This is a genomic window from Bacillus sp. FJAT-27251, assembly GCF_001273925.1.
Classification (GTDB): domain Bacteria; phylum Bacillota; class Bacilli; order Bacillales; family Cytobacillaceae; genus Mesobacillus_B.
Window position 1 is genome coordinate 3,166,408 of the sequence record NZ_LIGG01000001.1, and the last position, 13,446, is coordinate 3,179,853.

Consider the following 13,446-nt stretch of genomic DNA (forward strand, 5'->3'; position numbering starts at 1 on the left):
GCAGCTATCACAAGCTGCCCTGGCTTTTTTTCACTTCTTTCTTTTCCTAATCTTATCTACTTCATCCGCGACAAATTGGACCTGAGGGCCGACAACTACCTGGATGTTATGCGCACCAACCACATTGATCCCAGGTACGCCTGCCGCTTTGATCCTGTTTTTGTCGACGGCGTCCATATTTTTGACTTCCACTCTTAAGCGTGTGACGCAATTGTCAACGGAAACAACATTGTCATCTCCGCCCAGTCCGGCATAAATATTTTCCGCCAAGACAGCAAAGCGGTCCTCGGCAAAAACTCTTCCCTCTGTGTCCGCCTCTTCCTCTGTGTCCTCCTCACGGCCTGGAGTTTTCAAATTGAATTTGGTAATAATGAAACGGAAAATCACATAGTAAATCACCGCGAAGACCAGCCCTTGCAGGAGCAGCATATAAGGGTGGTTGGCCATAGGGAGCCTTGAGCTTAAAATAAAGTCGATCAGTCCCGCACTAAAGCCAAAGCCCGCCGTCCAGTTGAAAGTTGCTGCAATGAACAAGGAAATGCCTGTCAGTACTGCATGGACAAGGTAAAGCATCGGAGCCAGGAACATGAAGGCAAACTCAAGCGGCTCTGTTACACCGGTCAGGAAGGCAGCAAACCCGGCTGCCATCATGAGGGAGGCCGTTTGCTTCTTCCTTTTTGTTTTTGCGGTATGGTACATGGCGAGACCGGCAGCCGGAAGGCCGAACATCATGACAGGGAAGAACCCGGCCTGGTACATTCCGGTCACACCCTTTGTTCCTTCGCCAGACCAGAATTTGCCGATATCATTGATTCCTGCGACATCGAACCAGAAAACGGAATTAAGGGCATGGTGCAGGCCCGTTGGAATTAACAGACGGTTAAAGAAGCCATAAAGTCCTGCTCCAACTGCCCCCAGCTTACTGATGGACTCCCCGAATGACACCAGTCCGGTGAAAATGACCGGCCAGACAAAAAACAGGACCACGGAGACAACCAGCATGGCGAGCGACGTCATGATCGGCACAAGGCGTTTTCCGCTGAAAAATGCCAGCGCGTCCGGCAATTTGACATGGCTGAACCGGTTGTACATCATCGCGGCGATAAGACCAGAAAGAATCCCGACGAACGCATTTTTAATCTTGGCAAACGCCGGGTCGACATTCTCAGGCTGGATTGCCTGCAGCATCGCCACAGAATCGGTCGACAGCAGGGTGGTAACAACCAGATAGGCAACCAGTCCGCTCAGGGCAGCCGACCCATCCTTTTGCTTCGCCATCCCGAGTGCGATACCAAGGGCAAAAAGGACGGGAATATTATCGATGATGGATGAACCAGCTTTAATTAAAAAGGCAGCAGCAGGACTTCCTGCACCCCAGCCGGCAGGGTCGATCCAGTAGCCGATTCCCATCAGAATCGCTGCGGCAGGCAAGACGGCAACTGGAAGCATCAAGGACCGGCCGATTCTCTGAACATAGTTTTTCATTAGTGCACCTTCCTTCTTTTTTCATGAAAATCAGATGAAAACAGACAAATTAGTACTTTTGTAGTGAAGCGCTTACAGCTTCTCTATATCTATTATCATAGCATCTTGCCAGTAAAAAACAACCAAATTATAAAATGAAATTTCACAACTTTTCATTATAATGTAAAAAATAATTCCGAATCCTCATGACTAATTTCCCAGGAAAATGGAAGTAATGGTTCTTTGGTGATATGTACGAAGATGGATGAACGCGATATGCTGAATCTATCAATAGTAAGCGCTCTCATAAACATACATAATCCGTTTCAGCTTGCTGTTGAAAATCCAGTTTTCGAGGAGGTCCTATGAAGGGCAAAAGGATTATGCTCACTTCTGTTTGTACCATTCTTCTTGGAACGTCCACCGTTTTCGCCAATGGCAGCTTATCCATGAACCAACCCATTGAAAGGAAAGACAAAGTCACCATTCCAGCCCGAAMCCCGCATCCTGTTTTCACTTGGAACTCCGCTGTACCGCCTGTGTCTCCCGTCCTGCATCCCGGCTCGGCAAGAGGAGCGGGCATGATGGATGAGCCTCTCCGGAAAATCGACCAGGTGCTCAACCAGGCCATATCAGATAGGGTCATGCCAGGTGCAGTCGCCCTTGTGGCAAGGGGCGGAACGGTTGTCAAGCATGAGGCGTATGGGCATTCGGCAAAATATGTTGACGGAAAGCTTACCGAAATGGAGGAGCTGGTCGCAATGCAGGAGGATACCATTTTTGACCTGGCATCAATCAGCAAAATCTTCACCTCTGCCGCTATCATGATGTTATTTGAACAAGGAAAGTTCGAGCTTGATGATCATGTTGCCAAGTATATCCCCGAGTTTGCAGCAGGCGGCAAGCAAGATGTGACCATTCGCCAGCTCTTGACCCATACTTCCGGCTTTACCGCATGGATTCCGCTTTATGCACAAGGTAATTCGCGCGAAGAAAGAATGGAGATCGTCTTCAGGCAGCCATTAAAAAATCCTCCTGGTACAAAATATGAATACAGCGATTTAAACATGATTACCCTCGGGGCATTGATCGAAATATTTTCGGGCCAGCGTCAGGATGAGTTTGTCAGGGAACATCTCACAGAGCCGATCGGGATGAGGGATACGATGTACAATCCCCCTGCTTCCCTGAAGCAAAGGATTGCGGCGACGGAATACCAGTCCACACCAGCGCGAGGTCTTGTATGGGGGGAAGTACATGATGAGAATGCCTGGTCGCTTGACGGCGTTGCCGGACATGCCGGTGTTTTTTCAACCGCCAGTGATCTTGCGAAATTCGCCCATATTTTCATCAATGATGGAAAATACGCCGGAAAGCAAATCCTAAAACCGGAAACAGTGAAACTTCTGCTGGAAAACCAGAATGCCGCCTTCCCGGGCAATGATCATGGACTTGGCTGGGAGCTTGGCCAAGGCTGGTATATGGATGCCCTTTCGGAAGGAACCTATTCTTTTGGCCATACTGGATATACCGGGACATCCATCGTCGTAAGTCCGAACAATAAAACCGTTGCGATTCTTTTGACGAACCGTGTCCACCCGACAAGAAGCACGGTGTCGACAAACCAGACACGGAGATTATTTGCCAGGCAGGTTGCTGACAGTATCCCTGTCTCGATTCCCGGGAAACAAGCTGCCTGGTTTGCGGGGTACGGAGATCGAGTCAGCAAGGTCATGGAAGGAGATTTGAATCTGGCAAAAGACGAGAAGCTGTCTTTTACCGCCTGGCACCAGCTTGAAAACCAGGCTGATTATGGTCAAGTGGAAATATGGGTGGACGGCAGCTGGAAGCAGCTTGCATCCTTCACGGGGGCAAGCAATGGCTGGGAGAAGTTTGAATTGGACATTCCACAAGAGGCCATCAAGCTCAGATTCGTCTATCAAACAGATTCATCAGTGAATGGCCGCGGGATGTATGTTCTTGAACCGGAATTAAGCTCAGGCACAGGTCTTTCTTTCATCAGGAATGACTGGGAGTTAAGAAACTATTAAAGACAGGAGAGGAAAAAGCAAATGATCAGGAAATTTTTCTTTTCGTTGATTGCCGCAGCCGTCGTGCTGACAGGAATTCCGCTTACCGGGGGTGCAACATCCCCATCGGAGGTGAAGGACCTTGTCATTGATTTGAACGTACCTCAGGTCACCAGGGAAGTCGAGAAACAAAAGCTGAAATTAAATCCTCTGCAAGTGCTGGAGGATGGCAGCTTCCGGCTGGCTGCTGAAAACCTGACATGGAAATCGTCCAATAAAAATGTGGGCACAGTGAACCAACAGGGAGAGATTACTCTATCCGGACAAAATGGCACAACAAAAATATCAGTCAGTGACGGCACATTCAGTGACAGGATCTCAATCCAGCATAAAGGGAATCAGGGTGAGATCCTGGTGAAAAAGGAAGAGAGTGCCCGCTATGACCTAATCGGCCAGGCAGTCAGCAAGATGACCATGGAAGAAAAGGTGGGCCAAATGCTGATGCCCGACTTCCGAACCTGGAAAGGCCAGAATGTTACCGTCATGAATGAGGAGATTTCCAGGCTAGTAAAAGACTATCATCTTGGCGGGGTCATTTTATTCCGTGAAAACACGGTAAGGACTGAACAAACAGTCAAGCTTGTAGACGCCTACCAGCAGGCAGCAGACAAATATGGTTTGCTGGTTTCCATCGACCAGGAAGGCGGTATCGTGACACGCCTGCAGATGGGCACAGACTTCCCAGGCAATATGGCGCTTGGTGCGGCACGCTCCGGGGAACTTGCTGAAAAGGTCGGCAAAGCCATTGGGGAAGAACTGCATGCCCTTGGCATCAACATGAATTTTGCTCCTGTACTCGATGTGAACAATAATCCCGATAATCCGGTGATAGGAGTCCGCTCGTTTGGGGAAAACCCGGAGCTTGTCGGAGATTTGGGCAAGGCTTATATCCGCGGGCTGCAGGAGACAGGAACGGCAGCAACCGCCAAGCATTTCCCGGGGCACGGCGACACGAATGTGGATTCGCATATCGGACTGCCTTCTGTACCGCATGATCTCGACCGGCTGAAGGAAGTGGAATTATATCCATTCCAGCAGGCGATGAATGCGGGAATCGATGCGATTATGACCGCCCATGTGACATTCCCGAAAATCGATGATACAAAAGCCATTTCAAAATTGAACGGATCGGAAATTGCCGTCCCGGCAACCCTTTCCCATAAAGTATTGACGAGTCTGATGCGCGATGATATGGGATATGAGGGCGTCATTGTAACGGATGCCATGAATATGAAGGCGATTTCCGACCATTTTGGCCCGGTAGATGCAGCTGTTCGGGCAGTCCAGGCAGGGGCGGATATCCTGCTTATGCCGGTTGGCATCCAGCAAGTGGCAGAGGGACTTTATGCAGCCGTCAACTCAGGTGAAATCTCGATTGATAGAATTGAACAATCTGCGGAACGGGTCTTGACCTTAAAATTAAATCGCGGAATCCTAAAGACCGAAAAGGAAAGAAGCCTAGAGGAAAAAATATCCAGCGCTATTAAAGCAGTCGGCTCACCCGAACATAAAAACATTGAAAAAGAAGCGGCAGCAAAATCGATTACGCTTGTAAAAAACAGGGATGTCCTTCCGCTACAACCTGATGCCAAAGACAGAATTGTAGTCGTCGGATCCAATGCGGATCTTCTTGCAGCGGAGGCGAAGAAACACCATGGAAATGTCGAGTACATCACAGCTTCTGCTCCTCTTTCCGCTGCCCAGCTGGATTTGGTGAAAAAGGCGGATGCGATTATTTTGGGGACCTCCACTTCAAACGTCAGCGGCCGGTCGCCGAACAGCAATTTGATGAGACTGGCCAATCAGCTGGTAGAAACGGACGTACCAGTGATTGCTGTCGGAATCCGCAATCCATATGATATCATGGCCTATCCGGATGCCGATGCCTATCTTGCACAGTATGGATTCAGGCCGGTAAGCTTTGAAGCTTCCGTAGAGACCATTTTTGGTAAAAATCGTCCTGCAGGGAAACTGCCAGTCACCATTTACAGCCAGGACGGCTCCGTATTATTTAGCTATGGGCATGGATTAGATTATTAGACTTAAAAAAGGGAGGGGCTTACTTTGAAAAAATGGCTTGCAGGATTTTTGGTTCTGGCTCTGGTTTTATCTTCTTTCACAGCAGTCGGAGCCAAAAATGATAAAGCGAAGAAAAACGGGAAATTCCATCTAGGCGTGGAGGTATTGCTGAAAGACGAGATTCACTTGATCAAGGGGAAGCGGGTCGGCCTCATTACCAACCCAACGGGAGTCGACCAGGAGCTTAACAGCATTGTCGATACGCTCTACAATCACCCAGATGTCGAATTGACGGCAATGTACGGTCCGGAGCATGGGGTTCGCGGGGATGCCCAGGCAGGACAATATGTTGAAAAGTATATTGATGAAAAAACGGGGCTTCCTGTCTACAGCTTATATGGCGCGACGAAAAAGCCTACCCCTGAAATGCTCAGCAATGTCGATGTCCTGCTGTTTGATATCCAGGACGTTGGAACACGCTTTTACACCTATATCTACACAATGGCGCTGGCGATGGAAGCAGCAAAAGATAACAATATTCCTATCCTTGTCCTTGACCGCCCAAATCCGATTGGGGGCACAAAGGTGGAGGGGCCGGTGCTTGAGGATAAATACTCCTCGTTCATTGGGGAATATCCGATTCCAGTACGCCACGGGATGACAGTGGGCGAGCTGGCCAGGCTTTTTAATGAAGAATTTGAAATTGGCGCTGATTTGACCGTGGTCGAGATGGAAGGCTGGAAGCGGAATATGTATTATGATGAAACACCATTGCATTTTGTGCTTCCCTCCCCAAACATGCCAACCTTGGAGACAGCTCTTGTCTATCCTGGTGCTGCCTTGATAGAAGGGGCGGCAAATGTTTCCGAAGGCCGGGGAACAACCAAGCCATTTGAATTGATTGTCGCACCATTCATCAACGGCAGCGATTTGGCGGCGAACCTGAATTCCTACAATCTGCCTGGCGTCAAATTCAGGGCGGCGTCTTTTACACCAACGTTCTCCAAGAATGCGAACAAACTGAATCATGGAGTCCAGATCCATATTACGAACCGGAACTCCTTTAAACCCTTTGAAACAGGTTTGTATATTGTCAAAACCATTCATGACATGTACCCGAATGACTTCCAGTTCCGTGCCCCTAACAGTGCAGGTGTTTCTTTCTTCGATCAGCTAGTAGGCAATGGCAGCATCCGGGCAGGCATACAGGCAGGTAAATCAATCGAAGAAATGAAGGCCGAGTGGCAGCCAGGACTTGAAGAATTCATGGAAGTGAGAGAACAGTATCTGTTATATTAGGCAAATAGAAAGAGGCGGTCATCGACTGCCTCTTTCTATTTATTAAAATGGTTACAATGAACGCCGATTATTTCTTTGGCACTTCACAGCCATCATCTCCGCATGCATCGCCATCTTCACTGTTTAATGCAGTAACCTCATCTTCAGCGATAATCTTTTCAAGCGCTTCGACGAAGACTTCAGTTGGCTGGGCGCCAGTGAGGGCATACTTTTGATTGATTAAAAAGAATGGAACACCAGTAACACCATATTTCCTTGCGGCGTTTTCATCCATGCGCACTTCATCGGTCAAATCGCCATTTGCGAGCATGCCGGCAACTGCATCACGGTCCAGGCCGACTTCAACAGCGAGCTTTGTTAAGGTGTCATGGTCGCCAATATGTTTGGATTCGGTGAAGTAGGCATATAGAATCCGGTCGGTCATTTCTTTCATCAAGCCCTGGGTTTTAGCGAACATGGTCAACCGGTGGGCATCAAAGGTGTTGGTCAATTGCAGTGTGTCGAACTGAAAGTCAATTCCCACTTCCTTTGCCATCTGCACCATATTTTGCGTATTGGCTTTTGCCTGTGCAATGCTCATGCCGTATTTTTTCGACAGCATTTCGTACATACTTTCTTTTATATCCCGGCCAATCGTTGGGTCCAATTCAAAGCTTCGATAGGTTACCTCAATCGGATGGTCAATCTTCTGAATAGCGTCCTCCAGACGCTTTTTGCCAATATAGCAGAATGGTCAAGCAAAGTCTGTCCACATTTCAATGCGCATACAAAATCCCTCCAAGTACAATTTCTTCTATAGTATAACGTTTACCCGCTGGTTTAACACGTGATGTGCTTTAAGGGAGAAGATTGTTCCTCCCTAGGTTTTTTCTTTATAATGGGAGGGTTCAACTAAAAATTTGAAACTTTCACATGAGCTGAGTCGTTAATAAAAGGAATAAAAAAGGACGGGCGGAGGATAAAGGGTGGAATCAAAAGAACAATTAGTAGCGGAGCTGAAAAAAATCGAGAAATGGGAAAAAGACCAGAAGGGACTCTGGTTTTGGGAACGTCTTACCCGGCTTCCTTTCAAGATGCTCGATAAGTTGACGCCGAAGTTTGTCCAGGAAAAAATCGGAAACCTGCTGGACGAGCTTGGAAGTTATCTTCAATCCGGAGGGCAATATTTATCCAATGAGAAGAATGTTTTTCGGTTTATTGAAAAGAAAACAGGCAGGGTCATTGGCCAGCTGGAGGATTTGCAGGGCATCCCCATAGAGGTGATGAAGCAATCTTCCCTCGACCTTGCCGCACAGCGGAAGAAGGCCGCTGCCATACAAGGTGCAAGCACAGGGATCGGCGGCATTTTTACGCTCGCGATCGATATTCCTGCTATACTGGGACTTTCGTTAAAAACGCTTCAGGATATTGCCATCATACATGGCTATGACCCGAAAGATAAGCGCGAAAGAGTGTTTATCATCAAATGCCTCCAGTTTTCATCCGCGGATGTCGTCGGCAAGCAGGCAATCCTGAATGAACTCTCCCATTTCGATAACAGTGATAGGAAATCACGGGAAATCTTATCCCAGCTGCAAGGCTGGCGCGAAGTAACCCTAACCTTCACCGAGCAATTTGGATGGAAGAAGCTTTTGCAGATGGTGCCAATCGCAGGAATCCTCTTTGGGGCATTCGCGAACCGGTCAATGGTCAGCGACCTTTCAGAGACTGGGACCATGCTGTACCAGAAGAGAAGGATATTGGAACGGCTGAAGGGGAAATAAAACCGGTTTGCGAGGGGCTTTTATTCCCTGTAGGGGGAATATAGCAGTCCTTAGGGGGAATAAATGGCTCCTTAGGGGGAATAAAACTAAAGTTAGGGGGAATAAAATTTCAATTTGATTTTATTCCTTGTAGGGGAAATGAAAATACCATATTAGGTATGTGAGCGGGCAATCTTTGCAGCAAATTACGTCTAATAACCAAAAAAGGCAGTTTTTAGCTGCCTTTTTCATTGCTATTGGCTTTTGCTGTTCTGCCCAGGTCCTTTTTGGCCGTAACGCAGCACTTCCGAGTCGGTTTCGCCTTTTTGGTTGTTCCTTTTTCCTTTCAGCTGTACGTTCGGATAGCTTGCTTTTCTTTCGTCCATGTCGCATGCCCCCAATCACATAGAAATTTCTATCCTTTGTAGTTTGGGGAAGCCAAAAGAAAATATACACAGGCTAAGGGATAAATGGCAATCTGTTCTCCCTTAAGGACCTGGCAATGGCTCTTTCTCCTCCAGCTGCCTCTAAGGTGGCACCAATGGCTTGAAGCCAGTCTCCGTCTACGGCCGTCCTTTGGGCCTTGAAAATCTGGCCCGCGTCTGTCGAAGTGATCTCCCTGGTTACCCCAATTGCCTCCAGCAGCTGTCCAATAGCCTGGATCCACACTCCGATGACAATCTGGTTTTCCTCCTCTGAATATTCCAAAGGTAAGAGTTTCGTAATAATCACAGCCTCAGCAATGATGCCAAATGCCTGGAGCCAAATTGCCGCTGCTGCTTGCTCCTCAAGTGCCAGCTTCCGTTCATTAAGTTGGGGATATTCATAAGCTGATTTTTCTATAGGGGTGGTTTCTTTCCCCATTTAATCCACTCCTTTTGCAAAGCAATCCTTCTATATGAATATTCTGGCAGCTAATAAAAAGAGCGTCTTTATCTTGATAATTTCCAAACATGAATTGAGTTTTTTCAACATAATTCTTTATCAGCAGAAACCTGTATGCAGAATGAATTATTTCATTTTTTTATAATTTCAGAATAAAGACTTGACGTGTCCCTGGAAACTGCTGTAAGTTTAAAATATGTCAACGCTTACAATTGGAAGATGAATGGGGGAGTATCGTACATATGTCAAAAGTTCCTTCTGTTTTAAAGGGGATGAGCATCCCGGTTATTGCAGCGCCAATGTTTATTATAAGTAATCCAAGATTGGTCATTGAGCAGTGCAAAGCGGGAATCGTAGGGTCCATGCCAGCCCTGAATGCCAGGCCGGCTTCACAGCTGGATGAATGGCTTGCAGAGATTACTGAAGAGCTTGCTGATTACAATGCCAAAAATCCGGACCGGCCAGCCGCACCATTCGCCATCAACCAAATTGTCCATAAATCGAATGACCGTCTCGAACACGATATGGAAATGTGTATCAAGTACAAAGTGCCGATTATCATCTCGTCCCTTGGCGCACGGGAGGAAATCAATGTCGCTGCGCACAGTTATGGTGCTGTCGTTTTACATGATGTAATCAACAATAAGTTCGCTCACAAGGCGATTGAAAAGGGAGCGGACGGGCTTGTCGCCGTAGCAGCCGGTGCAGGCGGCCATGCCGGAGACAAGAGCCCATTTGCGCTGATTCAGGAAATCCGCCAATGGTTCGATGGACCGCTTGCCTTATCCGGTTCGATTGCGACTGGCAGCGCCGTTCTCGCTGCTCAAGCTATGGGTGCGGATTTTGGCTATATCGGCTCGCCATTCATTGCGACCTACGAAGCAAGAGCAGTGGAAGAGTACAAACAAGCAATTGTTGAAAGCACATCGGATGACATTGTTTACAGCAATCTTTTCACAGGAGTGCATGGGAATTACCTCGCTTCTTCCGTTCGCAAAGCAGGCCTGGATCCTGATGCTCTTCCTTCAAGTGATCCATCCTCCATGAACTTTGGGGGAGGCGGCAAGGCAAAGGCATGGAAGGATATTTGGGGAAGCGGACAAGGGATTGGCGCAATTAAAGAAGTAAGCAGTACAGCAGATTATGTAGAGAAACTCCGCACCGAGTATAATGAAGCAAGGGAAAATCTGATTAAAACCAGCCAGGCATTTGCCTCTGTATAAGCAAAAAATCCGTCCAGCTGCCCGGACGGATTTTTTGAGTAGTTGGCCAATATAGATGCTTACCGTATTTTATGTCCCTAAATAAAAGCCGGCTCTGTAAAAGGACCGGCCATAAGATTAGTCAACCAATCCTTCGCTCTCTAGATACTCCCTGGCGACCTCCTCGGCACTTCTTCCTTCCACGGCTACCTGGTAGTTCATCTCGCGCATCTGGTCATCTGTGATTTTTCCTTCCAGCTGGTTGAGTGCATCAACGAGTTCAGGATATTCTTCGGCGGTTTCCGCCCTTAACAGCGGTGCTCCCTGGTAGGGAGGGAAAAGCTCCTTGTCATCTTCAAGTACTTTTAAATCGTACCGCCTGATTTCGCTGTCGGTGGAATAGGCGTCCATAAGGTTGATTTCCCCTTTCTCGACCGCTGTGTAGCGCAGCTGAGGCTCCATCGTGGCCAAGCTTGGAAATTCAAGGCCATATAGTTTCTGGATGCCAAGGTAACCATCTTCCCGGTCGGAAAACTCCAGTGTAAATCCAGCTTTTATCTGGTTTTCCACCGCGTGGAGATCGGAGATGGTTTCTAGCCGGAACTCCTCGGCAAAAGCGGCAGGCACGGCCAGTGCATACGTATTGTTAAACTGCATCGGGCTCAGCAGCACTAAATCAAACTGTGCTGCCAGGCCATTTTTAGCCTGTTCATAGACTTCCTGCCGGTCATTGCTGACTGCTGTTGTGTTTAAGAATTGTGAAATGGCTGTACCTGTAAATTCAGGATAAATATCAATGCTTTCTGTTTGCAGAGCATTGAACAGGAAGGAGGTTTTTCCCAGACCGGGTTTTAATTCAACGTTCAAATCGGTTTCTTCTTCTATCATCAATTTATACATATTGATTAGGATCTCGGGCTCTGTTCCAAGCTTTCCGCCTATCACGATAGTTTCATCCTGACCTTTGAACAGGCTTGGGCCGATAGTGATGGCCAGCGCGAGGACAGCAATGGCGGAGATGGTCAGCAGTGACTGCCTGTAGCTGAGCTTCTCCATTTTTCGCAGCAGGAGGTCAAAGGCAATGGCCAAAAGCGCGGCTGGGATTGCTCCGAGGATGATGAGGGACGTATTATTCCGGTCAATTCCCAAAAGAATTATATCACCCAAACCGCCAGCCCCGATCAGGGCGGCAATGGTTGCTGTTCCGACAATCAGCACCATCGCCGTGCGAATGCCGGCCATGATGACAGGCATAGCCAGCGGCAATTCCACTTTAAGCAGCCTCCTGCGTGTATTCATTCCCATCGCCATCGCCGCTTCGATCAATGACGGGTCCACTTCCTTGATGCCTGTATATGTATTCCTGAGAATCGGCAGGAGGGCATAGATGACAAGGGCGATGATTGCCGGGATTTTCCCTATGCCGAATAATGGAATGAAAAGACCTAGCAGCGCGAGGGAAGGGATGGTCTGAAGCACAGCTGTAACACCGATGATGCCCTCGGCGATATTCTTTTTTCGTGTTAAATAAATGCCAAGCGGAATGGCAATCAGCACTGCAAACAAGAGAGCCGCAAATGAAATTTGAATATGTTCGAACAAAGCCTGCAATAGTTGGTCTTGCCGTTTTTGAAAAACTTCCATGATATTAGGCATGAGCGGTCCCTCTTTTCTCCAGGTGCTGTGAAAAATATTGGACAATCATTTGCCGGTTGATTGTACCTATGATGATTCCGTCCCTTTCCACATGCAGTTGTTCGTGGATGGACAGCTGTTTTACCACTTCCTCTAATGTTGCGGTCACTGGGACGATGCTAGCAGAGGGATCTTGTTGGCCACTATATGGCTGCATAAAATTCCCTAGCTCAAAGCCGGCGCCAGCCCTTTTTGAAGTGCCGATAAAGTCATAAACAAATTCGCTGGCAGGGTTGTTCATGATTTCCTCAGGTGTTCCTATCTGGACAATTTTACCATCCCTCATTATACAAATCCGGTCCGCCAGCTTGACGGCTTCCTGCATATCATGCGTGACGAAAACAATAGTTTTCTGAATGTTTTTTTGCAGGTGGATGATGTCATCCTGCAGTTTTTCGCGGCTGATTGGATCAAGTGCGCTAAAGGGCTCGTCCATTAGAATGATGTCAGGATCGGCTGCGAGTGCCCTGACAACGCCAACTCGCTGCTGTTCTCCGCCCGAAAGCTCACTTGGCTTCCGGCTGCGGTAGGTGGCAGGGTCGAGGCCGACCATTTCCAGAAGTTCTGATACCCGGTCCCTGATTTTTTCTCCGCTCCAGCCTTTCATTTCCGGAACAACAGCAATATTCTCTTCAATGCTCATATGTGGGAAAAGGGCGATCTGCTGAAGCACATAGCCGATATTCCACCGAAGTTCGTTGATATTGTAATCAGAAATTCTTTTCCCATTAATAAGGATTGTCCCGTCTGAAATCGGGATTAGTCGATTCATCATCTTTAATGTAGTGGTTTTGCCACAGCCGCTTGGGCCGATCAGGACAAAAAATTCCCCTTTGTTGATGTCAAAAGAGATTGAATCAACGGCCGTCGTTCCATCTTCGTAGCTTTTTGAGACGTTCTTGAATGTAATCATTGCGTCACTCCCCGAATATTCTTGTTCATATCTTTTATAGGAATGGATATTTAGTCTTTGCTTGAGATTTTTACCTTATCTTATTTTTAAAAAAAATTCTAGTTTCAGGCTGCTGTTTGACAATTTTCCGCTGTCTT

At 47.7% G+C, this 13,446-nt stretch carries 11 protein-coding genes; 5 read left to right on the top strand and 6 right to left on the bottom strand.

What is annotated here, in order from left to right; translation table 11 throughout:
- Nucleotides 1-30 precede the first annotated feature (30 nt).
- Nucleotides 31-1,485, bottom strand: coding sequence for an N-acetylglucosamine-specific PTS transporter subunit IIBC (gene nagE / locus ADU22_RS14695; protein WP_053362835.1), 1,455 nt, complete (start codon nt 1,483-1,485; stop codon nt 31-33).
- Between the two features lie 344 nt (nt 1,486-1,829).
- Here nagE and ADU22_RS14700 point away from each other — a divergent pair, with 344 nt between their 5' ends.
- The 3 genes from ADU22_RS14700 to ADU22_RS14710 are packed head-to-tail and all read left to right on the top strand — an operon-like array spanning nt 1,830 to nt 6,872.
- Nucleotides 1,830-3,515 carry a serine hydrolase domain-containing protein gene (locus tag ADU22_RS14700; protein ID WP_053362836.1) on the top strand — a complete coding sequence of 562 codons (1,686 nt, stop codon included), beginning with the start codon at nt 1,830-1,832 and terminating at the stop codon, nt 3,513-3,515.
- 21 nt (nt 3,516-3,536) lie between these two features.
- Nucleotides 3,537-5,594 carry a glycoside hydrolase family 3 protein gene (locus tag ADU22_RS14705; protein ID WP_053362837.1) on the top strand — a complete coding sequence of 686 codons (2,058 nt, stop codon included), beginning with the start codon at nt 3,537-3,539 and terminating at the stop codon, nt 5,592-5,594.
- A 24-nt stretch (nt 5,595-5,618) separates the two neighbouring features.
- Nucleotides 5,619-6,872 (top strand): exo-beta-N-acetylmuramidase NamZ family protein, encoded by a 1,254-nt coding sequence (locus tag ADU22_RS14710; RefSeq protein ID WP_053362838.1) that lies wholly within the window; start codon nt 5,619-5,621, stop codon nt 6,870-6,872.
- A 67-nt stretch (nt 6,873-6,939) separates the two neighbouring features.
- On the opposite strand, the gene ADU22_RS14715 is transcribed toward ADU22_RS14710, so the two are convergent.
- Nucleotides 6,940-7,593 carry a DsbA family oxidoreductase gene (locus ADU22_RS14715; RefSeq protein WP_286132402.1) on the bottom strand — a complete coding sequence of 218 codons (654 nt, stop codon included), beginning with the start codon at nt 7,591-7,593 and terminating at the stop codon, nt 6,940-6,942.
- Between the two features lie 244 nt (nt 7,594-7,837).
- Here ADU22_RS14715 and ADU22_RS14720 point away from each other — a divergent pair, with 244 nt between their 5' ends.
- Entirely contained in the window at nt 7,838-8,635 is a 798-nt protein-coding gene (locus tag ADU22_RS14720; protein WP_053362839.1) for an EcsC family protein, read from the top strand.
- Between the two features lie 233 nt (nt 8,636-8,868).
- On the opposite strand, the gene ADU22_RS25420 is transcribed toward ADU22_RS14720, so the two are convergent.
- Together ADU22_RS25420 and ADU22_RS14725 are read right to left on the bottom strand one after the other, a co-directional pair.
- Nucleotides 8,869-9,000 (bottom strand): hypothetical protein, encoded by a 132-nt coding sequence (locus ADU22_RS25420; protein ID WP_277620263.1) that lies wholly within the window; start codon nt 8,998-9,000, stop codon nt 8,869-8,871.
- A 73-nt stretch (nt 9,001-9,073) separates the two neighbouring features.
- Entirely contained in the window at nt 9,074-9,478 is a 405-nt protein-coding gene (locus ADU22_RS14725) for a DUF6944 family repetitive protein (protein ID WP_053362840.1), read from the bottom strand.
- Between the two features lie 263 nt (nt 9,479-9,741).
- Here ADU22_RS14725 and ADU22_RS14730 point away from each other — a divergent pair, with 263 nt between their 5' ends.
- The gene (locus tag ADU22_RS14730) at nt 9,742-10,722 is read left to right on the top strand and encodes an NAD(P)H-dependent flavin oxidoreductase (protein ID WP_053362841.1); all 981 of its coding nucleotides are present in this window, start codon (nt 9,742-9,744) and stop codon (nt 10,720-10,722) included.
- 117 nt (nt 10,723-10,839) lie between these two features.
- On the opposite strand, the gene opuFB is transcribed toward ADU22_RS14730, so the two are convergent.
- Nucleotides 10,840-12,357, bottom strand: a complete 1,518-nt coding sequence (gene opuFB / locus ADU22_RS14735; protein ID WP_053362842.1) for an osmoprotectant update ABC transporter permease/substrate-binding subunit OpuFB — start codon at nt 12,355-12,357, stop codon at nt 10,840-10,842.
- Nucleotides 12,350-13,309, bottom strand: a complete 960-nt coding sequence (locus ADU22_RS14740; protein WP_053362843.1) for an ABC transporter ATP-binding protein — start codon at nt 13,307-13,309, stop codon at nt 12,350-12,352. Before ADU22_RS14740 ends, opuFB begins: the two co-directional genes overlap by 8 nt.
- Nucleotides 13,310-13,446 lie beyond the last annotated feature (137 nt).

Bases quoted from the DNA above. Each gene is read 5' to 3' on its own strand.
- nagE (WP_053362835.1), bottom strand. From the start codon at position 1,485: ATGAAAAACTATGTTCAGAGAATCGGCCGGTCCTTGATGCTTCCAGTT.
- ADU22_RS14705 (WP_053362837.1), top strand. From the start codon at position 3,537: ATGATCAGGAAATTTTTCTTTTCGTTGATTGCCGCAGCCGTCGTGCTG.
- ADU22_RS25420 (WP_277620263.1), bottom strand. From the start codon at position 9,000: ATGGACGAAAGAAAAGCAAGCTATCCGAACGTACAGCTGAAAGGAAAA.
- ADU22_RS14725 (WP_053362840.1), bottom strand. From the start codon at position 9,478: ATGGGGAAAGAAACCACCCCTATAGAAAAATCAGCTTATGAATATCCC.
- ADU22_RS14730 (WP_053362841.1), top strand. From the start codon at position 9,742: ATGTCAAAAGTTCCTTCTGTTTTAAAGGGGATGAGCATCCCGGTTATT.
- opuFB (WP_053362842.1), bottom strand. From the start codon at position 12,357: ATGCCTAATATCATGGAAGTTTTTCAAAAACGGCAAGACCAACTATTG.
- ADU22_RS14740 (WP_053362843.1), bottom strand. From the start codon at position 13,309: ATGATTACATTCAAGAACGTCTCAAAAAGCTACGAAGATGGAACGACG.